We start from the raw sequence: 26,199 nt of genomic DNA on the forward strand, positions 1-26,199 counted from the left end.
CCTTTACCTTTAATGTTTATTATTTTGAAGATCTAACCAGCTTGAAAACAGATGTAGAGGGTCACAGATTTTGTCCATAGGTGACAAACTATCTCCAATGACAACACCATGAACGCTCATTGCGCGTTGCTCTTTCCTGTTTTTAATTTTTCGAGATAAGCCTGACGACACTGTAAACTCGCCATCGCTTACCAAAAGAATGTCAGCCTGCAGCCATTGCTTCTCATCACTTCTTTCTAACGCCATATTGAGAGGGCCTTCAACGTCTGTGCCGCCACCGAATGACATCGACAAAAAGAGGATCATTTGCTCAAGCCCGGCTTTATCAGGTGTAAGCTCCATTTCCTTTACTTCGCCTTTACTGCCAAACAAATAAACAAAGCAGGCTCGTTTTTCTTTCTTTGCAACACTGATGCACTGCAGAACAAGCGCCTTAGCAACATTCTCTGGTGTTCCAGTCATAGAACCAGAAGTATCTAAACACACAATCATAGGACCACGATTGCGATTTAGCTTATTTCCAGAATGGCTTTCTTTGGCATCTTGTTCTTGCTCCGTTAGCTGGGTCACCATCTCAGTACCTTCAACGGCATAACTCAACAGAGCATGTTCAGCTCTGCGAGCATGCCATAATTTTTTAAGTACTGGGTGGCCGAAAAAAGCAGCTTCTTGTGGCAGCATTCGACTAATAGAGTCTGAACGAGTAATACCTTTGGTTTCCATCGGCACTAAGGGAGTGGTAATTTCGACATCATGGCGAAAAGTCATGCTCATACGTGAAATAATTTCTTCAATAATTGGCTCTCCCTCTGTATCTTTCATTCTTCCCAAGGTTTCAATTACTTCACGCAGTTGTGGGATCTGCTTTACAATCTTTTGCAGCCTAACTAGATTCATCCAGCCATGACTTTGAAACACTCCTTGAGATAGATCCCAACCAAGACCGGTCACTAATCCCAAATCAGTAAAAACCCCCTCTAACTCTTGCCATATTTCTAGCCTTTCAGACCAGATACTAGGAAGCTTAAATAATTGTCCACCAGCACTGTTTACTAGCTGAATCCAAGCATTGAGCTCAGCTTGTATTTTAATATCTAAGCGTTGAGCATCATTAAGTGCTAAATGCTTTTGTTTTTTTGAAGAACGGCGTTGCTGTTGAATTGCTTCCAATTCTAGTCGTAATTGCTCCAGAGCTTCCTTTTCTGCAATGATCGCCAACTGTCGTGATAATGTTGATGTCTGTCGCTGTAAGCTCCCTAGCTTAACTAATAGGTCACTAAGCAAAGCATCGGTTACCTCTGGGTTATCTTTACAATAGCGCGCCACACCAGATGCCTTTATTGAAGTCGCGATTTCTTGTTGTATAACCTCAGGGAGCCATGGGCAAGGTAAAGATATCTCTTCTGCAGCCAACAGTTGTGAACGTAACAGTGCTATTGACTGGCAGCGAGTTGTTAAGTCGCCACCCGATAAAGTAACCACCGCAGGTAACAACTCATTCGGTAATAACTCAATGACAGCAAACTGATGGTCTAACTGCGCCAACAATCCGACCGAATGCTTCGTCATCGTTGGATTAGATTCACTCACACAGTTCACCTTCTAAAGCCTCATCTTCAGATACATCCGAAACCATGTATTTAGACTCATCTTCTATCGGTAACTTGGCAAATCCAGCCTCTAACTTTAATAACTGCGACAATTGATGTTGAGTATGTGAACGTGCATTTTCAAGGCTGGCCGTGACCTGAGGGAGTAATGCCTTGTCTAACCAAATGTGGTCATTGAATATTGATGTAGCTGACTCTAGTTGTGTATTTAAAGCTTCAATATGTGATTGAGCAGAATTTTTTAAATCACGTACTTGTTGCAATTGGCCTTGAATATGAAATTCAGAGTAAGTAACAGCTTCCATTGCTGGTAAGTAGTCCTTTTCAATCATGATAGGAGTATTGTCTATATTGCTTCTGTACCGTTGTAATGCTCTAGTACTTTCCTCATTTTCCTCTTTATCCCAATAAAGCAATTTCCCCTCTTTATCAGTCTTCTGCACTTCTCCTGAAGACTTAATCGTTTCATTCCCTTTAGCATTAATAAATAAAGGTTGCCCCTTAGCATTATTCTTTTGTCTTTGCTGCGTTTGATCAAACTTCAATTTATGATCCCAGACAGATATTAAACTAGTCAAATTTTTATGAGAAAACTCACCGTTTATAGCAACAGCGTTTTCGTAAACATTTTTTAGCCCTTGAAGTTCTTCCGGTTTATTCCAGAGGCAATGAGGCAAAATCCATGCATCATAATTACTGACTTCATTCATCCCAGCAGTAAATGCTGACACTTTCATTAATTTAATAACTTTTCGCCAGCGACGGTCTGAAACATAAATATCCTCTCGCTGCAAATGTTCTCTAAACGCCTTACATAACTCAATAACAGAAGGTGGCAGTAACACCTTTTCAGACAACTTCTGAACTTCTTTGAGATCTTCTAACCTTAGGCGTACCTCCAACTCAGGGTCAAAAGCAGAATCCGATAGCATCAGCAAGCTATGAAAACCCTCATTCGATACTGGTGCAACAAAACTTCGCAGCATAAACCTGTCATAGAGCGCAGAGAGTTCCTCTCCTTCAGGTAATTCATTGCTTGCCGCAACAACAGAAATTAGAGGGACTGGGTATCTACGATTACCATTGTCAAACTCACGTTCGTTCAGCAGTGTCAGTAAACTATTTAAAATTGCGCTATTGGCTTTAAATATTTCATCAATAAATGCAACTGAAGCTTCTGGCAAGTAACCACTGGTTAACCGATTGTACCTATCCTCTTCCAGAGCCTTAATAGACAAGGGACCAAATAGTTCCTCTGGTACAGAAAAGCGCGTTAACAAACGCTCAAAGTAACTAGCCTCGACAAAAACACTTTTTAAACGCTTAGCTAATTCACTTTTTGCTGTGCCTGGTGGCCCGATTAACAGCACATGTTCACCAGCTAATGCCGCTAATAACATTAGCTTCACTTGCTCATTACGTTCAAGCAGCCCCTTGTTCATTTCATTAATTAAACTCGCTATTTTTTCTTTGCGTGAAAGCAGGCTGATTGGTGTTTGATTTTTCAAAGCTTATATCCTTATTTAAAGTGACAGTCCGATACAATTTCCGGATTAATCTAGCTATAGCTAGATTCATGCCAATGTATAACGAACTATTTATATCCCTAGTTTTTTAACTCTATTACTCAATGTTTGATGATTGTTGTAACCCAGTAATTTTGCTACTTTACTTTTATTCCCATCATGCAGCTCTAGCGCTTTGACAATATAATGGCTCTCAACTTCCGCTAATATGCTATTTATATCAAAGCCTTGATGAATATCCCGTTCTAAAAGAGACTCTTGTTTACCGTCCATAATAAATAAGGCTTGTCGCATTTCTGCTTCATCGATGCAGTCTGAACCTGACCACAATGCAGCTCGTAGTAGCGTCGCCTTCAATTCCCGAATGTTGCCAGGCCATTTGTGTTCTTTGATAACTTTTTTTGCAAGATCGGAAATATTTTTACCTTGTAATACCGAATGCTCTTTAGCCAAGGTCTGCATTAGTGAGTCAACCAAAAAGTCTAAATCACCTTGTCGCATTCTTAATGGCGGTAATTGCAAGACGCCTATTGCGACTCGATAAAACAAGTCTTCACGAAACCGACCATGGGCAACTTCATTAATCAAATTTTTATTGGTTGCCGTGATCAATCTAAAATCGCTACTTTGCTCATCAGAATCCCCTAGACGGGTATACTTTCCATCTTGCAGTACTCTAAGCAACCTGACTTGAACAGCAGCATCCAATTCCCCAAACTCATCTAGAAATAAAGTTCCGTTATGAGCTTGCTCAAATACACCTGTTTTGTCTGAAACGGCTCCAGTAAAAGCCCCCCGCTTATGACCAAAAAGTATTGAATCAATAAGCTCTGTTGGGAAAGCTCCGCAGTTAACAGCAATAAAGGCCTTGTCTTTACGGGTGCTGGCATTGTGAATGGCTCTAGCAAACATCTCCTTACCAGTACCGCTCTCGCCATAAATAAGTACTGGAACATCCTGTTGTGCCAATATTTGTGCCTGGGACTTCAAGACTTGCAAATTAGACTCAATTGTAAGGATGTCATCAAAAGCAGAATCTATAGGCGCTTCTAATCTGGCTAGGTTATTTAATTCGGATTGGTTTAATTTAGTAACAGCAGGAATATATTGGGCAGATAATTTAAAAGGTATATTAATGACTTGCACTCCCTGCTCTTTAGAAGCTTGATAAAAAGTGCAAGGGAAACGTGTTTTACCCAGCAAAACCCAAATAGCCTGCATAGCTGGGGTACCAGGGCTTAGTAAAATACTTAAGTCATAATCGGACTGCACAACTTCTTTCAATAATTGCTCTGCAGCAATATAAATGTCTTCATAATCGATTGGAGATAAAAGCTTGGCTTTGCGTGCATTAACCTTACACTTCACCCGTTCTGACAGGAGTGATACATACGGTCTTACGTCTTCATCACTATAATTATAGATAAGTTCAATAACATCAAATTCAGCGGCTTTAATCGTTGTCCAAATAGGACCAGTCATCTGCCCTTCAGACATATTTAGGTCATTTCCACCAATCCAACTTACCAGTAATCTTTTTTTTTTCATCCCTAAGCCCAATTCGTATCTATCCATAGTGATCACTACTAGCGTCATTCACATAGATTCATCTAACAGTCAGCAAATCTACAAGTGCCCTACCATTTATAAGTGATAGGACTAATAATTAAAATATCATGCGGTTACAGCATTTTTCAATGTGAACTTGACGAAATTGATAAGGAGCAACAAATTAGATTTAACTCGAAATTAATTTACTCCATCAAATCCCGCTCTTCTATCCTTTCTAAGATCCAATCTTGCACTTCACTTTCTACCCAAGCAACACTTCTTTTGCCAAGCTTAGCCGGTTTTGGAAAGGTTTTATCAGCAATGTATTTATAAATAGTCGAACGTCCTAGCCCAGTACAATCCATCACAGCTTTCAGTTTAATTAGTCTCATTGTGAATTCCTCATGTTTGATTCACAACATGAGTTGAGCGAGTAAAAATTTAGATGGATGCTGATTACCCCAACACGATTCCAACAATTTTCAGATATATATCACTCCTGTGCATAAGCCATTAACTGACTAAAGGAGACTTTTATGCACACCAAACCTAACAACAAAACGGCCTTGCATTGGCCAACCACTGCGCTTCAAATTCTTGAAAGTGCTGCTAACATCATTGCTGAAAAACTTAACCATCAGGACGTGTACACAAACCCACAAAGCACTAAAGACTTCCTGTTATACAAGTTAGGGGGTTATGAACGGGAAGTGTTTGGCGTGATGCTACTGAATAGCCAACACCAGCTTATTGAGTTTCGTGAGCTGTTCTTTGGCACCATTGATGCTGCCAGTGTGTACCCCAGGGAAGTGGTAAAGGCTGTACTTGAAGTGAATGCTGCTGCGGTTATCTTTGCTCATAACCATCCATCAGGAGAGTCTGAACCCTCACAGGCAGACAAACAGATAACAAAGAAGCTAACGGATGCTTTGGCGCTTATTGATGTCAGGGTATTGGATCACATCGTTGTAGGGACTACGCCAGTTTCATTTGCAGAGCGAGGATTATTATAGCCACTGCCTTTTAACGCCCTGTGTTAACAACTGTCGATAACACCTCGTTATCAAACATCTCTTTCTTTTCTACTCTCACAACTTACCAGCCACCAGCTAGCAGGGGATTAAGGGCATGCGCCCTTAATCCCCTGCATTTGTGTGTTTTGGTGTTAAGGACCGCTGTATGACCATTTCAATTGATACGGATCAAAGACCTGTTATGCCAGTATCTTTCTATCAGTTACTTTCACAAGAATTAGTCGATACCCAACCACAAGAGGCGAATGCCATCACGTTGTATTTTAGAGATCCAGATTACTCGCCTGAACGAGGTGGATTTCATCCGGTTGAAGTACGACTTGAGAAACAACTTAATCACTGGCGTTTAGTCTACGTGACTGATTTTGCCTTTCATGGTTATGAGTTGATTAAGGACATTGATATCTGTTTTAACAGCAAACAAGTTTATAGCTCGATTGGTGGATGGATAAACCATGATGAAGGTAAAGAGCTCATTGAGTTGTTTAGTGACAATTTCATTAGCTACCACCATATGGATGTTTACCAAGTACAAATTGCACTGTGCTAAAACCTACCTTAAATCCCAAGTTCCCATAATGGTAAAACGGGAACTTGCAAACCCTTATGTACCAAGGGGTAAGAGCGACAGACCCCTCTGAAGTACCCAAAACGCCCGGATAGCTCGAATAAGGAACTTGAACATGGCGGAAGTACAAGCAATCAAAAAGCATGAAACCATTCAACTCATTGGCCATTTATTAGAAATGCGCTGTAGTAAGCAAATGGCCGACATTTGGAATATCGGCCTTAATCTTGCGCTACGGATTTCTGATTTACTGTCGATTCAATTTAACGATATTCAAGGAGACCGATTAGTTGTCAAAGAAATGAAAACCGGTAAGCAAGCCAACATTAAACTGAACCAAAAGGTATTGGCTCATATACAGCAAGTCAAACGTAACCATCCACACCATATCTACCTATTCCAATCCTTTCGTAATCAGCAATCTAAAAGCATTAAGCCCAGACCGTTAACAAGGCGTGCTGTGGCTAAAGCATTTGCGTTAGTTGGTGAAGAGTTAAAGTTAGCACTAGGCACTCACTCCATGAGAAAGACCAGGGGCTATCATCTCTACCAAAACACTAAAGACATTGGCCGCGTAATGAAGATGCTCAGGCATAGCTCTGAGGGCGTTACATTACGATACATTGGGATTACCCAAGACGATGTAGACCAAGACTTTCAGGAGCTTGAATTATGAATACTCTACAACCCACACCTGAGCACTTACAACTGCTGAAGCTACGACAGGTCATGAAGCTGACTTGCTTGGCTCGCTCAACAGTTTACAAGTACTGCGCTGACAACAGTTTCCCCAAACCGGTTAAACTTGGCAAAAGAAGTGTTGCGTGGGTAGAGAGTGAAGTAAGGGAATGGATTAAGCAGAAGATGTTTCAACGAGTTCAGCTTCGTTGAGCATCCATGCAAAGAAGTGGGCTACCTCCATTTCTTTTTTGGTTAATTGTTAGGTTTACTGCGGCAGTGTTATCACTTGTTCCTTCAGGTCATGTATCGACCTATCGCTCTCCTATGTTTAGTTATGCTATTGAGTGATGACAGCCTAAACCAATGAACTTGAATAGCTTGAAAATGCCACAGAACACCCTAAAGGCCTTCAGGTATATATTATCTTCTAAAACGCCGTTTTAGCCTATTTACGACTAGCCCCAAAAGAGTGACTCCTATTACCGTAATGCTTAGTATCTACCTTAGCAAAGTAACTTAGTCTTTTGAAAACCAATGGATAGTCAGATTGAAAACAATAGGCATCCTTACCTAAAATGTAATACGGCGTATCACGAGGAAAGTGAACCAGTGGATTGGCCTGGAAATATTCTATCCCCAACGCACTAGCCCAAGCGTTCACAATTTTAGTCGATAGGTTATGCCCAGGCTGGGTATAATCACCTAAGGTATGATAGGTATCCTTATTAAAGAATAAAACCACATGATAATGGTCTTGTAAGGCTTCATGCCTTTCTTTTACCCACACAAATCTGAGTGTGCACGAATGCACACGTTTACCTTCATTTCTCTTTTTACTTAAGTCAGCCTGTATTTGAGCATTAAGGGAAGCAAAGTACCGAGAAATAACATCAGTACCAAATTCTGATGGGTAGTCATCACACTCTGGTCTACTGGGTAAGTGCAAATCAACTCTTACGATAAACAAACGATTATATTGGTCAAGTGCCAAATCTAGCACACGCTGGATAGTCTCTAGATAATTAACCACCAATGGATAATTCTCATTAACGGGTATTCCTCTAAAGTTAGTTCCATTCAGTAAAACTAAGTTCTTATTCTCATGGTGTCTAGCATTCATTGTGACTCTCCTATGTGGTATTCATAGGAGTTGTCTTACATGTATTAATTTAGAGATATTGATTATCTAAAGCCATCACTTTAATGGTGATGGCTAGTTACTTATCACTACTCACATACTAATGAACAGCTATGTAGTATTAACAAACCGACAAACCAGTTATGAAGATGCAGCCGCTGATGGTGATCGATGAATCAATATCATCCAGATTCAATAGGGTGGCAGAGGTGAACCATTACTCTGGAAATAAATTATTTTTAGTTTTACTTGATAACGGCAAAGGTAAGCCATCAAATCTTAATATTTCTGCCATTACTGTTGTCCAATTTCAAAACGATTTTAGGTTGTTAATCTATCGCAGGTTTTGCAAAATGACTCCATATAAAACTCAGTCACCACTTGATTTCCTGTAAAACCAATAATTGAATAAGTCTGATTAAGCTTTCGCTCATCAGGTTTAATTTCTAAATACTTTATGACAGATTTAGCCAAAAATAGAACGCAATAGACAGTCATTTGTATTAAAGACAATTGATACTTGTTACCTGATGAAATCCTGCTATCACTCGGATGCTTATCACTAACGAATTCCGTCAAGACTCTTTCTTTCATCGCTTCGTAATCAAATTTACCCAACTTGAGATACTCTTCCACATTTGCGCAAGCATGTTTATTAATCAGAATTCTCCAAGCAGATAGCAAACTTTGACTTCTTTGACCATTGAATATCCCCGCTAGCCTAAGTACCTTAAATGCATCGACAAGAATTACACCGTACTCAGGTCGCTCCGCAATTATGTCGAGATGATCTTTAATCTGAGCAGGGTCTTTAAATGCGGCAATATGGAAATACTGGCACACATCGAAGGGGGAGCTGTATTGCTGAGTTATAAGAATCCGTTTACTTGCCATAAACTTACCAAGATTTAAATGATAATGACTTTTAACCTTACCAAATAATTTCGGTATAACCATTCCAGGTAAATGAAAATGAATATACCCTCTTGTCTTCAAAGTACTAATTTGTGACTTAACCCTACGATGACTGACACCCATCAGATCGGCCAATTCACTCATTGATACATTATCGACAATTGCCAGTTTATTCGCTCTGCTCAATAAAATAGAAAGCAATAGTCTCAGGCTTTGATTTAGTGAGTGCGCTCTTTGGCCATCAATCTCTAAATCTGGAAGCATGAGTGTCTCTATACACTCATAAAACTGTAAATCCTCATCGCTTGAATCTTGAAAATTAAAAAAATCTACCGTTAGTTTGTACCATGCATTCGATCCTACTTGGCCCTTTATATTTTTGGGCTTCTTACGAATGGCGTAGCCATACTTGACTAGATAATCAAAAGTTTCCTTAGCTACGTTTGATGTGACCCCATACTTAATCCTGATATCTTTAACACTCAAATCAATCTGATCACAACCTTGCTCCAGGTCCTTCAATATTTTCATAATAAAAAACTTTGATTCTGGTTTCATATCTATAAATTTATGATTTAAAAATTTTAAATGCACAAGGTAATGCTCTAAAAGAAAGATAGGAAATAAAATACTACCAAATACTTTATATGACAATAGGTAGGTACCATTATAATAATTAAAAACGATGTCACCAACAGCGTCACCAGACGGTGTCATCAGAAATATACAGACGTGGTCTAATGACGTTGTTCTCGGCATTAAAAAGACGAGGTATACAGACGTAGTCAGCAATGAAAATCACCAGTTTATTACCTGTAAACTATTCAGCAAGGTATGTATCTGATACATTGGAAATATGCGACTAATTAGAATTAATTTGCCTTATGGGAGGACTATCAAATGGGAGGTTTATCTTGGATTACAGACAATAACAAACAGTTAAATTGGCTTGAGCAATATCTTGATAGGAAGAAGATTTTTTTCACTTATGAAGGCTCCCTAAAAAAAGAAGATCTTACAGGCTGCATCGAGCGAATAGAAGATCCCGGCATAAGACTTAAGTTTACCCTAAACATGAGAGCAGCTTGGAATAAAAGCCAATCTAGACAAAGAAAGTTATCAGATGGTTTCATATCTCAATCGATGGAAATAAAAAAAGAAACTCAACAACAGTTAAAGGCACTAGCATTAAGCAATAGTTGCTCTCAAAGTGAAATAATATCGTGTCTAATCAAGAAGGATTTCGATGCTACTGCATTGCTAAAGAAAGAACTTAAAGAGTGCGCAAGTAAATTGTCAGTTGCAAATAGACAAATAAAGAAACTAAAAAGCTCACGGTTAACCAATAAAATACCAAACATTGAAGCCGCAGAAAAACACATACTGACTCTAGAAGAATTAGTTTTGAACCAACGTAGGACTTTGAGTGATAATACCATTGCGATGAAAGACTTGAAGCTAGAAAATAATCGCCTCACGAGTCAACAAAAAAAGGAAGCAAAAGAGCTTTACAATAAAGCTAAGGATAAGCTATATGCAGATGGTAAAATACAATTATTCGGCATAAAAAAAACGACACAACTTTCACAAAAAATCGGTGGGTAATATGGTGGGTAAGAATAATACCTACAACAACAAAAACATCCAAGACAATGATTATAAAGTTATTTGTATGAATATATCGCGAGCAGATCCAAAACGTGGAATAATGTTTTAGCGGTCACGCTAGAACACTAAAAACCTTACTAAAGCCTCATTAAGTGAGGCTTTTTTTATTTACTAATATCCATAAAAAGCTATACCCTCAGCCGCCAAATATCGAAGGTTTCCTGACACAACTGTTCTCTAAAGTCTGGGTGGGCGATATCGATTAAAGCGCGGGCGCGTTCACGCAGTGATTTACCCCGCATGTTGGCAATACCATATTCGGTGACAATGTAATGCACATGGGCACGAGTAGTGACGACCCCTGCGCCAGGAGATAACACTGTCGCAATCCTTGAAATAGTGCCTTTAGCTGCAGTGCTCGGCAGGGCAATAACCGATCGCCCTCCTTCAGAAAGGGCTGCCCCGCGAATAAAGTCCATTTGACCACCTACACCGGAGTAGATACTCGTGCCTAGCGAGTCGGCGCAGACCTGACCTGATATATCCACCTGTAAGGCAGAATTTATTGCCATAACATTAGGATTTTTACGAATAATAGCCGTATCGTTAACCTGTTCAATATCCATGAAAATCACTGATGGATTATCATCAACAAAATCATAAAGTCTCTGGCTACCTAAAGCAAAACCTGTCACCAGTTTGCCTGGGTGCACCTTCTTACGGCTGTTATTAATGGCGCCACTCTCGACAAGATTTAATACCCCATCGGAAAATAGTTCGGTATGGACACCAAGATCACGATGCTCTGTAAGGCAAGAGAGTACAGCATCAGGAATCGAGCCTATGCCCATTTGTAAGCAGTCACCATCGCGGACCAGCTTGGCAACATTTTTACCTATGGCTAAGCTAATCGGGTCACTTACAACTAAGGGATGTTGTGGCAATACCATACTTTGCTCATACACAGCGGCAAATTTCTGGTAATGAACAAACCCATCACCATGAGTACGGGGCATCATGGGATTAATATGTGCGATGATTTTACCGGCCATTTGGCATGCTGCCAACGTTGCTTCAACCGAAATACCCAGTGAACAAATACCATGTTTGTCGGGCGGCGATACCTGAATAATAGCGGTATCAATTTGCTGCTCACGGGAACGAAACAGTTTAGGAACTTCAGAGAGAAATATCGGCACATAGTCCGCATCACCTTGTTGCAACAACAAGCGTGTTGGCACGCCACCGAAAAAGCAGCGATGACGAAGATGGCCTTTTAATCTTGGGTCACTTAATGACTCAGCTCCTTCTGTATGAAGCTGCAATAGTGTTAAATCATGCCGATTTAAAGCATGTACAGCCAATGCATCGAGTAATAGCTTGGGTGTCGCTCCCATAGAGTGGGTCCAGATTGTTTCACCATTTTCAATTAAAGAAACAGCTTCTAAAGCGGTGTTACAGATAATTGGGGGCATTAAGTTTACCTAGGTCATGGCTCTGTTTTCAGTGTAAAGGCTAATAAAAAACTTTAATAGACTCTATAAAAACCAATTATCAGGAAGTTGATCTTAAGCACGGGTTATAACAATTTAACTTGAAATACACAGACATGAAGACTTTAAACTCGAACTAGTTAGCCTTAAAACTGAAGCGTTTTGATATGAAGGTTTTTATGCGCAATAGTGTTTGAAACTGTATCAGCTAATACAAATATTCTAGCGATAGGCATAAAAAAACCTGCCGCGGCAGGTTTTAATTAATACTTAACGAGCACTAATAAAACAGTATTAGATATCCATACAGCTTTTAAGCTTATTCATGGCATTTTTTTCTAACTGTCTTATACGCTCAGCTGATACTTGGTAAGTATTAGCCAGCTCTTGTAGGGTCGTTTTATCATCATCTAACCAGCGAGAACGAAGAATGTGCTGACTACGCTCGTCTAAGGTTTTAATGGCTGATAATAAACGGTCCTGCGAGTCTGACTCCCAGTTGTCGTCTTCAATGTTTTGCGCAACATCTGAAGCGTGATCTTGCAAATACAATGCTGGTGCATAATCGGTTGTGTCGTCGTCACTGTCATTGGTCAAATCAAAGGCAGGATCTTGCGCCGCCATCCGAGATTCCATTTCGGTCACGTCTGATCTAGAAACACCTAAGTTTTCGGCCACCATTGAGACTTCTTCATCGCTGAACCAGCCTAAACGTTTTTTAGATTTGCGAATATTGAAGAATAGTTTGCGTTGTGCTTTGGTGGTAGCCACTTTCACAATACGCCAGTTTTTCAACACGTATTCATGAATTTCAGCTTTAATCCAATGCACTGCAAATGAGACTAGACGAACACCAACATCGGGATCAAAACGTTTTACCGCTTTCATCAAACCAACATTGCCTTCTTGAATTAAATCCGCCTGTGGCAGGCCATAACCAGAATAACCTTTGGCGACGTGTGCAACAAAACGAAGATGCGACATAATAAGTTGTTTAGCCGCATGAAGATCGCCGGTTTCTTGTAAACGCTTGGCGAGATCAAACTCAGTCTTAGCATCTAACATTTCAATTTTAGATACTGACCGAATATAAGCTTCTATGCTACCACTGCTTTGCGGTAACGCTAGCGCCATTGATTGCGTTTGATAAGTCATTCGCTCTCCTACTGCTTTAATAAAATCATGCTACAAAATCTTTGAATACAATAAGATAAATTAAACATTCACAAGATATTAGCTGATGAACTTTCTATTACTAAGACATCTTATGTCAAATAAAGTTCATCCGAGCGGTTATTTAACCCGTTAATACACTACTTTGCAAGTAAACTAAGTTTCATTTACTCATTTTACATAGATTAACTTAATCGGTAAATTCTGTTAGCGCCTGTTGTCTATGTTTATATTAATCGCTTGTTACTGAATCTATCTGCCATAAAAGCTATTGACCACAGGTGATTAACTACAGACTGTTTACGACGGTTCGATTTTACGAAGATGCTGTCGCACTGATAAATAAGATCCTAACCAGCCTAAGAATGATGCCAGTAAAACCAGTTGGCCTAGTTCAGCAAAAGTAAGTGACTGCAAACTTAGTTCACTACCATATAGCCCCATTAAGTCTGCTAATGCGCCATCCAAATACCAGACTAATAAATTAATAATTATCCACGCTAAAAGCCCACCAATGACCCCATACCATATTCCAGTATATAGGAACGGCCGCTGAATAAAGGCTTCTGTGGCGCCGACTAATTTCATAATTTCAATTTCGGTGCGACGATTCATAATAGCCAGTCGAATGGTATTGCCTATCACTAATACCACAGCCAGTACTAATAATGCCGCGATTGCCAGTACGGTTTTCTCCAGCAAGCGCACCATGGCTTGTAAACGCTCTAACCATTCAATATCTAAACGACCAAAACTGACCTCAGGTTCACGCTCAAGCCTACGCAATAACTCGCGGGCACCTGTTGGGCTAGAATACTTTAACGATGGCGTAACTGTTACCACTGCTGGCAATGGGTTTTCATCAAGGTAAGATAAAGCTTCACCAAAACCAGATAAGCGCTGAAACTCTTCTAAGGCTTGCTCTCGACTGATATAGTCAATCGACTCGACTTCTCGAAACACTTTAATGCGTGAAATTAAGCTTTGGATAGATTGCTCGCTGCGCCCTTCATTAATAAACAGCGATATCTCTGCAGCGCTGTTCCAAGATTGGGTAATATTTTCTGCATTCTTAACTAATACCTGCAATGCGGCAGGTAAGCTTAAACTGACACCAAGCACTGCCATTGTCATGACAGAAGATAACGGATTACGCCACAACTCACCAATACTCGACATGCCTTGCTGAATGTGACGAATAAAAAACATCACGATTCGGCCACTCATAGGTAGCTTACTTTGAGTAATATTATTATGTTTAGCCATTATTCTTCTCCCGCCAAGCTGGAGCGCGACTCACCGCCAATCATTTTGCCCTGTTTAAGGGTAAAGGTTCGATATTTCATCCGCGCAATTAACCCTAAATCGTGGGTAGCAATTAACACGCTGGTTCCTGCGTCATGGAAGGTTTCAAATAACCTTAAAATATCCATAGACAGTTTGGGGTCTAAGTTACCGGTTGGCTCATCGGCTAACAAAATAGGGGGCTTATTCACAATCGCGCGGGCAATACCTACCCTTTGTTGTTCACCGCCAGACAACATAATGGGGCTATGACGCTCTTTGCCATATAACCCAACCATATCTAACGCACCGGCTACACGCTTTTTGATTTCACCGTGGGAAAAGCCCTCAATCACTAATGGCAGTGCTACATTGTCAAAGACACTTTTATCCATTAATAGGTGATGGTTTTGAAAAATCATGCCTATATTACGGCGTAAATAAGGCACGTGTTTGGCACTGACATTGGCAATATCATGGCCATTGATAGCCACCCTACCTGCTGAGGCACGTTCAATGACGGTGATCAATTTAAGCAGGGTGCTTTTACCTGCACCAGAGTGACCGGTTAAAAAAGCCATCTCACCTTGACGAAGATGAAAATTAATATCCAGTAAGGCTTTTTGCCCGCCGGGATAGACTTTACTTACCTGCTCAAATTGGATCATGTTTGCCTATTCTGCCTTTTCTTGACTAAATAATGCTTCGATAAAATCATGGGCATTAAAAGTACGTAAATCATCAATTTGTTCGCCGACACCAATGTGACGAATGGGAATATTAAACTTATCTGCTATGGCGAAGATAATACCACCCTTTGCGGTGCCGTCTAATTTGCTTAAGGTAATACCTGTCACACCCACTGCTTCTTGAAATAGTTGTGCCTGGCTAATCGCATTTTGCCCTGTGCTAGCATCTAAGGTTAACATCACTTCATGGGGTGCATTGATGTCGAGTTTTTTCATCACTCGAACAACTTTTTTTAGTTCTTCCATTAAATGGCTTTTGTTCTGTAAACGGCCTGCGGTATCAGCAATAAGCACATCGACTTTACGTGCTTTAGCTGCTTGAAGTGCATCAAAAATAACTGAAGCACTGTCGGCTCCTGTGTGCTGTGCAACAACAGGAATATTATTGCGCTGCCCCCAGACTTGTAGTTGCTCAACAGCGGCCGCCCGAAAAGTATCACCAGCAGCTAACATGACAGATTTGCCTTGTTTTTGATACTGTTTTGCCAATTTACCAATGGTCGTTGTTTTACCTACACCATTAACACCTACCATTAAGATAACAAATGGCCCCTCAGCATTATCAGGCACCAAAGGGATAGCTACAGGGGCTAACATTTTGTGCATTTCATCACGCATCAGATCATACAGTGCTTCTGCATTTTTAAGCTGTTTACGCGATGCTTGCTCAGTGAGACTTTTAATTAACTTAGTAGTAGTTTCAACACCCACATCGGCGATTAACAGTTGTTCTTCAAGCTCTTCAAATAAATCGTCATCGATTTTTTTGCCACTAAACAGACCAATGAATCCAGAACCAATATTTTCACTGGTACGCATCAAACCACGTTTTAAGCGCGCAAACATGCCTTCTTTTTTAGGCTTATCTTGAGGCTCTGGTTCAACTTGAGTAACAACACCTTGCGCATTATCTTCTGCAGCTTGAGCTTCAGCGGCTGCTATTCTGGCCTCTTCTGCAGATTGAGCTTCAACGGCTGCTATTCTCGCCTCTTCGGCAGCTTGAGCTTCAACGGCTGCTATTCTGGCCTCTTCGGCAGCTTGAGCTTCAGCGGCTGCTATTCTGGCCTCTTCGGCAGCTTGAGCTTCAACGGCTGCTATTCTCGCCTCTTCGGCAGCTTGAGCTTCAGCGGCGGCTATTCTGGCCTCTTCGGCAGCTTGCGCTTCAGCGGCGACTATTCTGGCCTCTTCGGCAGCTTGCGCTTCAGCGGCGACTATTCTCGCCTCTTCTGCAGTTTGAGCTTCAGCGGCAATTATTTTAGCCTCTTCGGCAGCTTGCGCTTCAGCGGCTGCTATTTTAGCCTCTTCGGCAGCTTGAGCTTCAGCAGCTACTATTCTGGCCTCTTCGGCAGCTTGAGCTTCAGCGGCGAAGATTCTAGCCTCTTCGGCAGCTTGAGCCTCAGCGGCTGCTATTTTAGCCTCTTCTGCAGCTTGCGCCTCAGCGGCAATTTTTGCATCACTCGCTTGCGCTTGAGTAGCATCATCTTGAATACTTTCTTGAGCAACGTCTTGGACGACTTCTTTGGAGGTTTCAACGACCTCTTGCTCGTTCTTGTCTTTACGAAACCACGAGAAAAAACCTTTCTTTGCCATGTTTACTACCAGTGCTCAATATAAAATAAGTTCAATTACAGCGATTTTTTTACGCCAATAGGGGTTATTGGAGAATACTCAGTATTTTTGGTTGAGTTTAATATAAAATATCAGCTGTTTAGGGTGAGCATAGTCTACCACTTTCTTTTTCTTTGTTCAGACAAAATCACGAGGAACACATGGCACGACAAAATAGCAGTAGTGGACAGGTCAGAATAATTTCTGGGCAATGGCGTTCTCGCAAGCTGCCGATCCATGATTTAGAAGGCTTACGCCCAACAACAGACCGTGTGCGTGAAACCTTATTTAACTGGTTGTCGGTCGATATTCGGGGCGCTCGAGTATTAGATTGTTTTGCCGGAAGCGGGGCATTAAGCCTAGAGTCGTTATCACGTTATGCCGAATTTGCGTTAATGTTTGAATTACAAAAAAGTGCTGCCAACCAACTGACCAAAAATCTGCACACCCTTAACTGCATCAATGCCAAAGTGATTAATGGTGACAGTTTGCAGTTATTGGCGAAAGGAACAGATCAAGGTTTTGATGTGGTTTATATTGACCCTCCCTTTCGTAAAGGTTTGGCCAAACAGACTATTGAATTATTAATGGCCCATGGTTGGTTAAATAACGATGCACTCATTTATCTTGAAACCGAAACCGATCTTACTGATCTGGTTATTCCAGCAAATTGGTTCCCACTGAAACAAAAAACAGCGGGACAAGTGAGTTACCGTTTGTATGCTTATCAGTCTGAGACTTAAACAGCACATTTTTCAATGTTAGATCTGTCGCTTGTTGTCATAAGTTACTCCGGTGCCACTGTTAAAATTTATTTAGCTTCATCCATAAAAAAACCTCGTTCACTTGAACGAGGTTTTTTATTCAGTAGCCTAAACCAAATTACTTTTTAGGGTACGGATGGGCGACACCTTTATGACAATCAACACAGGTTTTTCTGTCTTCTGGTGCTTTTTTGAAATTATTTTCATGCATTTTTTTCGCCATTTTCTTCATGCCTTCGGGCTGATTTTCATATATACGAGTATGGCAATGACGACAGTTAGCTGAATCATTAGATTTGAAATACTTTAATGCTAGGTCTGCTTGCTCTTTACGGTTTTCATCTAACCATGCTTGAGTATTGAAATCATCTATCATGATAAAACCGTATAAATCTTTAGAAACAATGATTTTTTTGATCAAGTAATCAACTGGACCATGGGGTAAATGACAATCTTGACATTGAACTGTTACACCTGCATTGCCACCGCCATGAGCTGACGCTAATACTTCATCCTTTAAAGAGTGATTACTGTGACAAGACATACAGAAAGCATCAGTACTTGTTGCATGTAAGGTTTGCTGAGTTGCAAAGTAGCCAACTACACCTAAAATCACACCGACAATAATCAGTACGATAATGGAATATTTTGCGCTTGGTTTAAATAGGGCACGCCAGTTCATGACACATCTCCGTTTTACAGAATTTTATATATTATTAATTTTCAGCAAGTGTAGAGTGTTGTGATACTAAAAAAACAGATATGCCTCTAGGTTTAGGTAATAGGTAGAATTCATCACTTAAACTTTGAAGTTGATCAATAATTGACTAACTATTACTCACTCCAACCTTAAACTAAACTTAATACAACGGAGGTGACTTAACAACAAGACACAAAATATCAACGGTATAATTGCAACACAGATCTCATTTTATGCCATGACCCGCTAATTTAATTATTTATGTTGAGCCAAAATATGCTGTTTTTCACGGGCTAGTATAAGCATCTTCCAACCACCCCACAGCATTATCCCCCCACCGACAAGGATCATGGCGTAAATGATTTGTTGATCCGCCAACATAGGTAAAAAGTTTTTATCAAAGCCAGCAAATATGCCATACAAGCCTAAGCCAAACAGAAGGCTGCCTGGAAAATCAATAATGGCAATCATCAGCATTTTACGATCAATCGCTTTTAGTTGTGTTAGTAGCAGGTCTGACATAACAATTTCATCCTTAAATTAAAAAATTAACATAGCAATAAAAACAATCTGTTATCAACAAGTTTATTTTTTTATGTTTCATCTGCCTTATCACATGGAGGGGAACGTAATGATTAAATCATGCCTCCTTCATTTTCAATTCTTAACATAGGGTTTCACGTATCTTATTGCCCACAGTTAAGCTACAAAACGCCATAAGTGCAAAAAGTCTTCCGAAGAAGACTTTTTATTATGTAAGCCTGTCAAAAACCTACTGGTAAACCGGTAAAATATCCGCCATAGCCAACAAGTGACACGTGGCCGTTAATGCCCCAAATAACACCACAATCATGATCAACATATTGCCTCCTGGTACTTTAAAGCTTTGGCTATTTGGATATAGCTGACGGGTTTTATAAGCCAATAGTGCAGGTACAATAACCGCCCAGATAGTTGCGGCTAAAGCCGCAAAGCCGATAGCCATTAAAAAACCATTAGGAAAGAGTAACCCTAATACTGTTGGTGGAATAAACGTAATTGCTGCGGTTTTTAATCGGCCAGTACGAGAATCATCAAAACCAAATAAATCAGCTAGGTAATCGAATAAGCCTAATGTCACCCCTAAGAAAGATGAGGCAACCGCTAAGTTGGCAAATAAGGTCAGTACGCGTGACAAATTTTCGCTAGCGATAGATTCAGATAAAGCCGCCACTAATACCCCCATATTACCGCCTTGAGCAATAATATCTGAGAACATAGCACGAGAAATATTGCCCATAGTGACCACTAACCAACAGGCATAAATCACCAAGGCAATGGTTGTGCCTAGTACGATAGCTTTTACAATGGTTTTAGCATCTTTACCGTAATATTTAACCAGACTGGGTACATTGCCATGGTAACCAAAACTGGCGAGGCCAAATGGCAATGCAGCCAGCATATAAGGTAAATAACGAGCTTCACCGTCGGGTTCAAACAATCGACTTGGCTCTATTTCAATTAATAAGTTACCCGTAGCTAAAAAGAAAGTGATCACCATGCCACCAAGCATAATGGTGGTAATGCGATCAACAGCTTTAGTGCTGATTAACACAATAAGTGCTAGCACCAATGCAAACACTAATCCGGCGATACTTTGCGGTAAGCTGATGCCAATAGCCTGCAGACTATGATTAACAATCGAGCCACCGCCACTAATATAAGCGTATGTTAGGATGTACAACACAAAAGCAATTGATAAACCATTGACTATTCTACCAAATTTCCCGAGCGTATCACGCGTTAACGTGTCAAAACTGGCCCCTGGCTCAAAATGTAAATTGGCTTCCAGTAATAGTAAACCAGACATCAGCATACAAAACCAAATACCTACTAACATCAGTACAGAATAACTAAACCACATGCCTGCCCCGACCACAGGTAACGAGAACATTCCCGCACCAACGGTCGTACCAGCAATAATCATTGCCCCACCAATAAGAGACTTACTTTTGGGGCTATTTTTAGCCGCATTCATGTGGTTTGCCATTAATTTAAATGCTCCGCGTTTACGCTATCTTGAATGGTTTGTCGTACTGATGGACGTAATAATCCATTCGCGTGATCGCGTATGCGGAACACTTCATCTAATGGCTCACGACTGCATAAATAACCTAGCTCTTTTAGTTTAACGCTCAGGGTATTGTACAATTTTTTATCGTAGAACTCTGGCGCAGTAATACCGTGCAACGCCCCTAACCTTTGGGCCAATAAATGGCTGTCTCGTTCAAGTTCAGCACGCTCTAATTCAGGTTTGATACCTAGCAAATTAAAGATAATGGCATAACGCTGTAATGTTTCACTGACGGTTTCAGCTAATAGCTCTAACTGGGTGATATTCGCTTGGACAACAACACAACGTTTATCACCACTAATTAAATTCTCCTCAACCATTTGATCAAGCACTAAATCAACATAAGCGGGAAGATCAGCAATACCCATAAATAATTCTGCTTTCATCAGCGGGTAAAAGTCCTCAACCACTGCCAGAATTTGTTCACGGTTACACTCTTCATAGCGCACTAAACAACTGGCAATTAATGAAGGAATAATCATGATATGAATAATATTATTACGATAATAACTCAAGGTAATAGCATGGTTAGGGTCAATTGCGACAATGTCCCCGAGAGGGTCTTTTTCTAAGGTAAATTTATTGAGTGATAAGCAATGCTTAACAATGGATGGACCATCACCTTCTGCAACCGATGCATAGTCGGAATAAGGAGCTTGCTTTAACAGTTTTAAATAGAAATTTAGCTGACGCTCAAGCTGATGACGTTCTAACGCATTTTGCTCTGAGGCCAGTAATACTAAACTGGTTAACGTGACTGAACTTGCTGCAGCGGCACCATTTATGTTGGTCATCACTTGATTGGCTAGAAGATTAACTGCTGGCGTAACCCATGATGGTTTCTGGTCAGGATCTTTGGCAATTTCTTCACGCCAATCGGGAGATTGCTGTTTCAAAAAGTTTTGTAAATTGATTGGCTCGCCAAAGTTTACGTAACCCTGGCCAAAATTACCCAGCTTACGAATAGCACCAAATACCTGCCAAAGTGATTCCTTCTCTTTTTTCTTACCACTTAATTCTTTATGGTAAGTAGCCACTTCCATCACATGGTCATAACCAAGATAAACAGGCACTAACGTCACTGGACGTTCAATACCACGCAGTACACTATTAATTGTCATGGCTAACATACCGGTTTTAGGCGCAAGCAATCTGCCAGTACGTGAACGGCCGCCTTCGGTAAAGTATTCAACAGCGTAGCCCTTAGCAAACAGTTGATCTAAATACTCACGAAAAATTGCGGTATACAGTTTGTTGCCATTAAAACTACGGCGAATGAAAAATGCACCACCACGACGGAACATTGGGCCTGCAGGCCAGAAGTTTAAGTTGATACCGGCGGCAATGTGCGGCGGCACCATACCTTGGTAATACAAAATATAAGACAGCAGTAAATAGTCCATGTGACTGCGATGACAAGGCACATATACAATTTCATGACCGTCATGATGCAGTTGACGCACTTGCTCAGCGCCTTTGATGTTAATACCACTGTATAGCTTATTCCATAACCAGGTGAGAAAACGCTCGGCAATTCGTACTAAACTGTCTGAATAGTCGGCCGCGATTTCGTCCAGATACTCAATCGCAGTTTCACGCGCTTTTTCTTTGGAAATCTTCTTATTTGTCGCTTCTTCTTCAATGGCCTTATTGATCGATTCAGACTTTAATAACGAAGCAAACAGAGCTTGACGGTTAGGCAGTTGTGGTCCAGTCATTACTTTACGTTGACGGCGAAAATGTACCCGAGCCACCCGAATTAACTTATGAGCAATCGCCTCATCAGTACCATGTTCATCGGCTAAATAGCGTAATGACATTGCGTTAGAGAACTGCACAAAACTATGGCGACCTAGAAATAGAATCATTAACCATTTACGTAACCAGGTTGGATTCTCACGTTCAAGCACAGCAGCTTTCATCGTGTCATCTTCTTTGCCTGGAGTACGGCCCCAGTAAAGACTTACTGGCACAAGTTGAATATCTAATTCAGGCTGCTGACGGTGGAGCGCTAATAAACTGGTAAAACAGTTTAAAAACTTCTCACCACCCTCACGCTTACCAATAATAGGCTTTCGCCCCTCTAAACAAACAACTCGTGGCACTTTCATACCATCAAGTTGTAATGGCGCATAAGGACTTGGTAAGCCTAAACCTTGGGTCATTTCGCTTAATGCTGCAGTGTCACTTATCGACTCTGTCTTCATGACATAAACAATGGGCTTGTCTGGATCGAAGTTTAGATCTGCAAATGGGTCATGTGGCACAACTATCGTTTGCACCATCAGCTTTTGCACCCTACGCAGCAGTCTAAGCATGATTGAATCTGGTTTTGACATAATAATATTCGCAATAAAGCCCTTTTAATATGGGCACATAGGATACCAGAAACTGGTTACCTTTCACTATATGCTGTACACATCAAGCAAAGCTTTTAAATTCAATAACAAATAAATTAAAGCATGCAATTGATACATATAATAAAAAAACTATTTAAGATAATAAAATTAAAAAATAATTGGTGAATACTTGCGCAAACCAAAACACTGTATATAATGACAGTTACTGTATAGAAAGACAGGAAACAACATGAGACCCTTAACACCACGCCAAGCTGAAATTTTAGAGCTTATTAAAAACAATATCTCTGAAACTGGTATGCCGCCTACTCGTGCAGAAATCGCCACACGCCTAGGTTTCAAAAGCGCAAATGCTGCAGAAGAGCATTTAAAAGCCTTGGCTAAGAAAGGGTTTATTGAAATCATGCCCGGCACATCCCGTGGAATACGATTAACCCAAGAAGATGAACCCGAAGAAACAGGTTTACCTTTAATTGGACAAGTCGCCGCAGGTGAACCTATTTTAGCGCAAGAGCATGTTGAACAATATTATCAAGTTGACCCCAATATGTTTAAACCCGCCGCAAACTTCTTATTAAGAGTGCGTGGTGACAGCATGAAAAACATCGGTATTCTAGAGGGTGATTTACTCGCCGTACATAAAATACAGCAAGCCAGAAATGGCCAGGTAGTTGTTGCTCGTGTTGAAGATGACGTGACAGTGAAACGTTTTGAGAAAAAAGGCAATGTCGTATATTTGCACGCTGAAAATGAAGCGTATGCACCTATAGAAGTAGACTTAAGTTACCAAAGCCTGACTATTGAAGGGCTTGCAGTTGGTGTAATTCGTAATGGAGAATGGTTATGAACAAACTAATGGGTACATCCCCGCGTCATCCTGGTTTATGGGTAGATATACCAACTGCAGATATTAATTTAGCGCAGCCTATCACCACACTCCAAACCGAAACCAATGGTAAAGTGGAACTCGGTCAATATGCTAGCCAGTTGGCACTACTAAGCCAGCAAGGTCGATGGATTGTGCTAATTAACCCCGCCAATATCAATTACAAACAGATGTTAGCTAGTGCCGGGGTAAGAATGGACCGCGTATTGTTAGTACATGCAAAGGATGAAATTGAAACACTTTGGGCGATGGAAAAAGCATTAACCAGTGGCACATCCAGTGCGGTAATTTCATGGACTCAACCATTAGATGCACGCGATAGCCGCCGATTAGAGTTAGTGGCCAAAAGTGCCCGCGCATTAGGTGTAGTAATTGAGGATGTAAGCACTCACTTAGGCACTAATTTGGCAACCAAAGCAATTATTTCAAATCAAAATAATGCTGTTAAAACAATTAATTTCACTTCATTTCATTAGTACTAAACGCCGTGTTTACTGAGCCCTGTCTATGTACAGGGCTTTTTTATGCAAACTTTCAGCTAATTAGCTATAAAAGTGATCTTGATCAATGTTTAATCTACAAGTAATGTGTTTAACAGGGTTGAAACATTTTTAACCTAATTGAAACGCTACAGTCTAGATTTTATCTGACAGATAAAAGCGTCAAATCAGAATTGATAGGTTCAGTTGTAGGTATCAGCGTGGTGCACATAAATATAAATCCGTAAGCCTTACACGCTTACAACCACCAAGGTACTTTGAGGTCATCAAGCTTTTTTGGGAACCGAAGAGTTTACATAGAGCAGAGACTTACTGTGTGACTCTTCTTTGTAGTTGCTATTCGCAATTGGCAGAGGAGAAGTCTTGTGAAGCAATGGTTGTATTGTGTAATGGCGGTGTTAATGGCACCTCCACTTGGGGCAAACGAAATGCCCCTCAACATGACAAAGGGTGTAACGAATATCAGTGGCCAGGTTTATGACCTCCATATGATCATTCTTTATATTTGCTGTGCTATTGGTGTTGTGGTGTTTGGGATCATGATTTATTCAATGATCTATCATCGTAAATCCAAAGGCGCGGTCGCGGCAAATTTTCATGAAAGTACCAAAGTAGAAATTGCTTGGACCGTGATCCCATTCGTTATTTTAATTGGTATGGCCATTCCAGCCACTAAAACCCTTATCGCTATGGAAGATCCGTCTGACGCGGACTTAACCATTAAGATCACTGGTTCGCAGTGGAAATGGCATTACAGTTATTTTAATGAAGATGTCGAGTTCTATAGCATTTTATCCACTCCTCGCACCCAAATTGACGGTGATGAAACAAAAAGCGCAACCTACTTATTAGAAGTAGATAAACCTTTGGTACTGCCTCTTAATCGTAAAGTGCGTTTTTTAATGACATCGGATGATGTAATCCACTCTTGGTGGGTTCCGGCATTTGCGGTTAAAAAGGATGCTAACCCAGGCTTTATTAACGAAGCTTGGACACGAATTGATAAAGCAGGAACTTACCGTGGTCAATGTGCTGAATTATGCGGTAAAGACCATGGGTTTATGCCTATTGTCGTTCAAGCTCTGCCTGAAGCGGAATATGATGCGTGGCTTCTAGACCAAAAACAGCTTGCCAATAATGCAGCTGCCGCGGCTCAAGCAGCATTATCAGAAACCCTTTCAAAAGAAGAGTTAATGACCAAAGGCGAACAAATTTACCTCTCTACTTGTGCAGCATGTCACCAACCTAACGGTGCTGGTTTACCTGGTGTATTCCCATCTCTTATTGGCAGCCCACTCATTAAGGGGCCTGTCGATGGTCATATTAATATTGTGCTTAATGGTAAGCCTGGAACAGCAATGCAATCATTTGCAAAACAGTTAACCGCCAAAGATATTGCCGCGGTTGTCACCTATGAGCGTAATGCTTGGGGGAACAACTCCGGTGATGTTATTCAGGCTGTTGATGTAAGCAATGTTGCCAGTGGTACTCATGCCGCAGAACCTAATCCAGCAAATACGAGCACTCAAGCAGTTGCATCTGCCGATGCATCTGAGCAAGTCAATGCTGCAGTTACCAAAGCAGTCGACATTGTCGCCGAGGTGAAAGAAGTAGATTTATCGGAATTAACTTACGAGCAGTTAATGACCGAAGGTCTACAGGTATACACATCCTCTTGTGCAGCTTGTCATCAAGCAACAGGTGCAGGTTTACCTGGTGCGTTCCCATCATTGATTGGTAGTCCCATAATTACTGGCCCTGTTGATGCGCATATCAATATCGTTCACAACGGTAAACCCGGCACTGCGATGCAAGCTTTCGCCAGTTCATTATCACCTCGCCAAATGGCAGCGGTGATCACTTACGAGCGTAATGCATGGGGTAACAACTCAGGCGATACGGTGCAAGCAGCCGATGTTAATAGCCATGGACAGTAGG

At 40.8% G+C, this 26,199-nt stretch carries 24 protein-coding genes; 9 read left to right on the forward strand and 15 right to left on the reverse strand.

What is annotated here, in order from left to right:
- Positions 1-9: 9 nt before the first annotated feature.
- The 4 genes from FJ709_RS18325 to FJ709_RS18340 form a co-directional block, all read right to left on the reverse strand.
- Positions 10-1,590, reverse strand: coding sequence for a VWA domain-containing protein (locus FJ709_RS18325; protein WP_226411849.1), 1,581 nt, complete (start codon positions 1,588-1,590; stop codon positions 10-12).
- Complete coding sequence (locus FJ709_RS18330; RefSeq protein WP_226411851.1) at positions 1,583-3,118, reverse strand: AAA family ATPase; 1,536 nt, start codon at positions 3,116-3,118, stop codon at positions 1,583-1,585. The genes FJ709_RS18325 and FJ709_RS18330 overlap by 8 nt, the downstream gene beginning before the upstream one ends.
- A 90-nt stretch (positions 3,119-3,208) precedes the next feature.
- On the reverse strand, positions 3,209-4,684 hold the full coding sequence (locus tag FJ709_RS18335; protein WP_226411853.1) for a sigma-54 interaction domain-containing protein: 1,476 nt from the start codon (positions 4,682-4,684) through the stop codon (positions 3,209-3,211).
- A 206-nt stretch (positions 4,685-4,890) separates the two neighbouring features.
- A complete protein-coding gene (locus tag FJ709_RS18340; protein ID WP_226411855.1) occupies positions 4,891-5,079 on the reverse strand; it encodes a helix-turn-helix transcriptional regulator in 189 nt (62 codons plus the stop codon).
- 144 nt (positions 5,080-5,223) lie between these two features.
- Here FJ709_RS18340 and radC point away from each other — a divergent pair, with 144 nt between their 5' ends.
- The 4 genes from radC to FJ709_RS18360 all read left to right on the forward strand — a co-directional run bounded on the left by radC (position 5,224) and on the right by FJ709_RS18360 (position 7,180).
- Entirely contained in the window at positions 5,224-5,700 is a 477-nt protein-coding gene (radC, locus tag FJ709_RS18345; protein WP_226411857.1) for a RadC family protein, read from the forward strand.
- A gap of 166 nt (positions 5,701-5,866) precedes the next feature.
- On the forward strand, positions 5,867-6,271 hold the full coding sequence (locus FJ709_RS18350) for a DUF2787 domain-containing protein (protein ID WP_226411858.1): 405 nt from the start codon (positions 5,867-5,869) through the stop codon (positions 6,269-6,271).
- A 133-nt stretch (positions 6,272-6,404) separates the two neighbouring features.
- A complete protein-coding gene (locus tag FJ709_RS18355) occupies positions 6,405-6,965 on the forward strand; it encodes a tyrosine-type recombinase/integrase (RefSeq protein WP_226411860.1) in 561 nt (186 codons plus the stop codon).
- Positions 6,962-7,180: a helix-turn-helix transcriptional regulator gene (locus FJ709_RS18360; protein ID WP_226411862.1), complete on the forward strand. Its 219-nt coding sequence runs from the start codon at positions 6,962-6,964 to the stop codon at positions 7,178-7,180. Before FJ709_RS18355 ends, FJ709_RS18360 begins: the two co-directional genes overlap by 4 nt.
- Before the next feature lie 235 nt (positions 7,181-7,415).
- On the opposite strand, the gene FJ709_RS18365 is transcribed toward FJ709_RS18360, so the two are convergent.
- Positions 7,416-8,090, reverse strand: coding sequence for an inovirus Gp2 family protein (locus FJ709_RS18365; protein ID WP_226411864.1), 675 nt, complete (start codon positions 8,088-8,090; stop codon positions 7,416-7,418).
- A 339-nt stretch (positions 8,091-8,429) separates the two neighbouring features.
- Positions 8,430-9,740: a helix-turn-helix domain-containing protein gene (locus FJ709_RS18370; protein ID WP_226411866.1), complete on the reverse strand. Its 1,311-nt coding sequence runs from the start codon at positions 9,738-9,740 to the stop codon at positions 8,430-8,432.
- 183 nt (positions 9,741-9,923) lie between these two features.
- On the opposite strand from FJ709_RS18370, the gene FJ709_RS18375 reads away from it, so the two are divergent.
- A complete protein-coding gene (locus FJ709_RS18375) occupies positions 9,924-10,628 on the forward strand; it encodes a hypothetical protein (protein WP_226411868.1) in 705 nt (234 codons plus the stop codon).
- A 191-nt stretch (positions 10,629-10,819) separates the two neighbouring features.
- Here the strand turns inward: FJ709_RS18375 and FJ709_RS18380 are convergent, their stop codons facing one another.
- The 5 genes from FJ709_RS18380 to ftsY form a co-directional block, all read right to left on the reverse strand.
- Positions 10,820-12,106, reverse strand: a complete 1,287-nt coding sequence (locus tag FJ709_RS18380; protein ID WP_226411870.1) for an acetyl-CoA hydrolase/transferase family protein — start codon at positions 12,104-12,106, stop codon at positions 10,820-10,822.
- A gap of 312 nt (positions 12,107-12,418) precedes the next feature.
- On the reverse strand, positions 12,419-13,279 hold the full coding sequence (rpoH, locus tag FJ709_RS18385) for an RNA polymerase sigma factor RpoH (protein WP_226411872.1): 861 nt from the start codon (positions 13,277-13,279) through the stop codon (positions 12,419-12,421).
- A gap of 318 nt (positions 13,280-13,597) precedes the next feature.
- Positions 13,598-14,563: a permease-like cell division protein FtsX gene (ftsX, locus tag FJ709_RS18390; protein WP_226411874.1), complete on the reverse strand. Its 966-nt coding sequence runs from the start codon at positions 14,561-14,563 to the stop codon at positions 13,598-13,600.
- Positions 14,563-15,249: a cell division ATP-binding protein FtsE gene (ftsE, locus tag FJ709_RS18395; RefSeq protein WP_226411876.1), complete on the reverse strand. Its 687-nt coding sequence runs from the start codon at positions 15,247-15,249 to the stop codon at positions 14,563-14,565. The genes ftsX and ftsE overlap by 1 nt, the downstream gene beginning before the upstream one ends.
- 6 nt (positions 15,250-15,255) lie before the next feature.
- Positions 15,256-16,920 carry a signal recognition particle-docking protein FtsY gene (gene ftsY / locus FJ709_RS18400; RefSeq protein ID WP_226411878.1) on the reverse strand — a complete coding sequence of 555 codons (1,665 nt, stop codon included), beginning with the start codon at positions 16,918-16,920 and terminating at the stop codon, positions 15,256-15,258.
- Between the two features lie 179 nt (positions 16,921-17,099).
- Here ftsY and rsmD point away from each other — a divergent pair, with 179 nt between their 5' ends.
- Positions 17,100-17,681, forward strand: coding sequence for a 16S rRNA (guanine(966)-N(2))-methyltransferase RsmD (gene rsmD, locus FJ709_RS18405; RefSeq protein WP_226411880.1), 582 nt, complete (start codon positions 17,100-17,102; stop codon positions 17,679-17,681).
- Positions 17,682-17,820: 139 nt separating this feature from the next.
- Here the strand turns inward: rsmD and FJ709_RS18410 are convergent, their stop codons facing one another.
- The 4 genes from FJ709_RS18410 to plsB all read right to left on the reverse strand — a co-directional run bounded on the left by FJ709_RS18410 (position 17,821) and on the right by plsB (position 22,854).
- Complete coding sequence (locus tag FJ709_RS18410) at positions 17,821-18,384, reverse strand: NapC/NirT family cytochrome c (protein ID WP_226411882.1); 564 nt, start codon at positions 18,382-18,384, stop codon at positions 17,821-17,823.
- A gap of 273 nt (positions 18,385-18,657) precedes the next feature.
- The gene (locus FJ709_RS18415; RefSeq protein WP_226411884.1) at positions 18,658-18,924 is read right to left on the reverse strand and encodes a hypothetical protein; all 267 of its coding nucleotides are present in this window, start codon (positions 18,922-18,924) and stop codon (positions 18,658-18,660) included.
- A 250-nt stretch (positions 18,925-19,174) separates the two neighbouring features.
- On the reverse strand, positions 19,175-20,431 hold the full coding sequence (mtr, locus tag FJ709_RS18420; protein ID WP_226411886.1) for a tryptophan permease: 1,257 nt from the start codon (positions 20,429-20,431) through the stop codon (positions 19,175-19,177).
- On the reverse strand, positions 20,431-22,854 hold the full coding sequence (gene plsB / locus FJ709_RS18425) for a glycerol-3-phosphate 1-O-acyltransferase PlsB (RefSeq protein WP_226411888.1): 2,424 nt from the start codon (positions 22,852-22,854) through the stop codon (positions 20,431-20,433). The genes mtr and plsB overlap by 1 nt, the downstream gene beginning before the upstream one ends.
- Before the next feature lie 250 nt (positions 22,855-23,104).
- Here plsB and lexA point away from each other — a divergent pair, with 250 nt between their 5' ends.
- From lexA to coxB, 3 genes are all read left to right on the forward strand, one after another.
- Complete coding sequence (gene lexA, locus FJ709_RS18430; RefSeq protein WP_226411890.1) at positions 23,105-23,722, forward strand: transcriptional repressor LexA; 618 nt, start codon at positions 23,105-23,107, stop codon at positions 23,720-23,722.
- Positions 23,719-24,237, forward strand: coding sequence for a cell division inhibitor SulA (locus FJ709_RS18435; RefSeq protein WP_226411892.1), 519 nt, complete (start codon positions 23,719-23,721; stop codon positions 24,235-24,237). The genes lexA and FJ709_RS18435 overlap by 4 nt, the downstream gene beginning before the upstream one ends.
- Positions 24,238-24,626: 389 nt before the next feature.
- Positions 24,627-26,198 (forward strand): cytochrome c oxidase subunit II, encoded by a 1,572-nt coding sequence (gene coxB / locus FJ709_RS18440; protein ID WP_226411894.1) that lies wholly within the window; start codon positions 24,627-24,629, stop codon positions 26,196-26,198.
- The last annotated feature ends 1 nt before the right edge of the window (position 26,199 follow it).

The sequence above is a fragment of the Shewanella glacialimarina genome (genome assembly GCF_020511155.1).
GTDB lineage: Bacteria > Pseudomonadota > Gammaproteobacteria > Enterobacterales > Shewanellaceae > Shewanella > Shewanella glacialimarina.

What these genes read in the sequence shown, in the direction of transcription:
- FJ709_RS18380 (WP_226411870.1), bottom strand. Translation starts at nt 12,106, where the DNA reads ATGCCCCCAATTATCTGTAACACCGCTTTAGAAGCTGTTTCTTTAATT.
- lexA (WP_226411890.1), top strand. Translation starts at nt 23,105, where the DNA reads ATGAGACCCTTAACACCACGCCAAGCTGAAATTTTAGAGCTTATTAAA.
- FJ709_RS18350 (WP_226411858.1), top strand. Translation starts at nt 5,867, where the DNA reads ATGACCATTTCAATTGATACGGATCAAAGACCTGTTATGCCAGTATCT.
- ftsY (WP_226411878.1), bottom strand. Translation starts at nt 16,920, where the DNA reads ATGGCAAAGAAAGGTTTTTTCTCGTGGTTTCGTAAAGACAAGAACGAG.
- ftsX (WP_226411874.1), bottom strand. Translation starts at nt 14,563, where the DNA reads ATGGCTAAACATAATAATATTACTCAAAGTAAGCTACCTATGAGTGGC.
- mtr (WP_226411886.1), bottom strand. Translation starts at nt 20,431, where the DNA reads ATGGCAAACCACATGAATGCGGCTAAAAATAGCCCCAAAAGTAAGTCT.
- FJ709_RS18355 (WP_226411860.1), top strand. Translation starts at nt 6,405, where the DNA reads ATGGCGGAAGTACAAGCAATCAAAAAGCATGAAACCATTCAACTCATT.
- FJ709_RS18375 (WP_226411868.1), top strand. Translation starts at nt 9,924, where the DNA reads ATGGGAGGTTTATCTTGGATTACAGACAATAACAAACAGTTAAATTGG.
- ftsE (WP_226411876.1), bottom strand. Translation starts at nt 15,249, where the DNA reads ATGATCCAATTTGAGCAGGTAAGTAAAGTCTATCCCGGCGGGCAAAAA.
- FJ709_RS18360 (WP_226411862.1), top strand. Translation starts at nt 6,962, where the DNA reads ATGAATACTCTACAACCCACACCTGAGCACTTACAACTGCTGAAGCTA.
- FJ709_RS18435 (WP_226411892.1), top strand. Translation starts at nt 23,719, where the DNA reads ATGAACAAACTAATGGGTACATCCCCGCGTCATCCTGGTTTATGGGTA.
- radC (WP_226411857.1), top strand. Translation starts at nt 5,224, where the DNA reads ATGCACACCAAACCTAACAACAAAACGGCCTTGCATTGGCCAACCACT.
- rsmD (WP_226411880.1), top strand. Translation starts at nt 17,100, where the DNA reads ATGGCACGACAAAATAGCAGTAGTGGACAGGTCAGAATAATTTCTGGG.
- FJ709_RS18410 (WP_226411882.1), bottom strand. Translation starts at nt 18,384, where the DNA reads ATGAACTGGCGTGCCCTATTTAAACCAAGCGCAAAATATTCCATTATC.
- plsB (WP_226411888.1), bottom strand. Translation starts at nt 22,854, where the DNA reads ATGTCAAAACCAGATTCAATCATGCTTAGACTGCTGCGTAGGGTGCAA.
- FJ709_RS18370 (WP_226411866.1), bottom strand. Translation starts at nt 9,740, where the DNA reads ATGACACCGTCTGGTGACGCTGTTGGTGACATCGTTTTTAATTATTAT.
- rpoH (WP_226411872.1), bottom strand. Translation starts at nt 13,279, where the DNA reads ATGACTTATCAAACGCAATCAATGGCGCTAGCGTTACCGCAAAGCAGT.
- FJ709_RS18335 (WP_226411853.1), bottom strand. Translation starts at nt 4,684, where the DNA reads ATGAAAAAAAAAAGATTACTGGTAAGTTGGATTGGTGGAAATGACCTA.
- FJ709_RS18365 (WP_226411864.1), bottom strand. Translation starts at nt 8,090, where the DNA reads ATGAATGCTAGACACCATGAGAATAAGAACTTAGTTTTACTGAATGGA.
- FJ709_RS18415 (WP_226411884.1), bottom strand. Translation starts at nt 18,924, where the DNA reads ATGTCAGACCTGCTACTAACACAACTAAAAGCGATTGATCGTAAAATG.
- FJ709_RS18340 (WP_226411855.1), bottom strand. Translation starts at nt 5,079, where the DNA reads ATGAGACTAATTAAACTGAAAGCTGTGATGGATTGTACTGGGCTAGGA.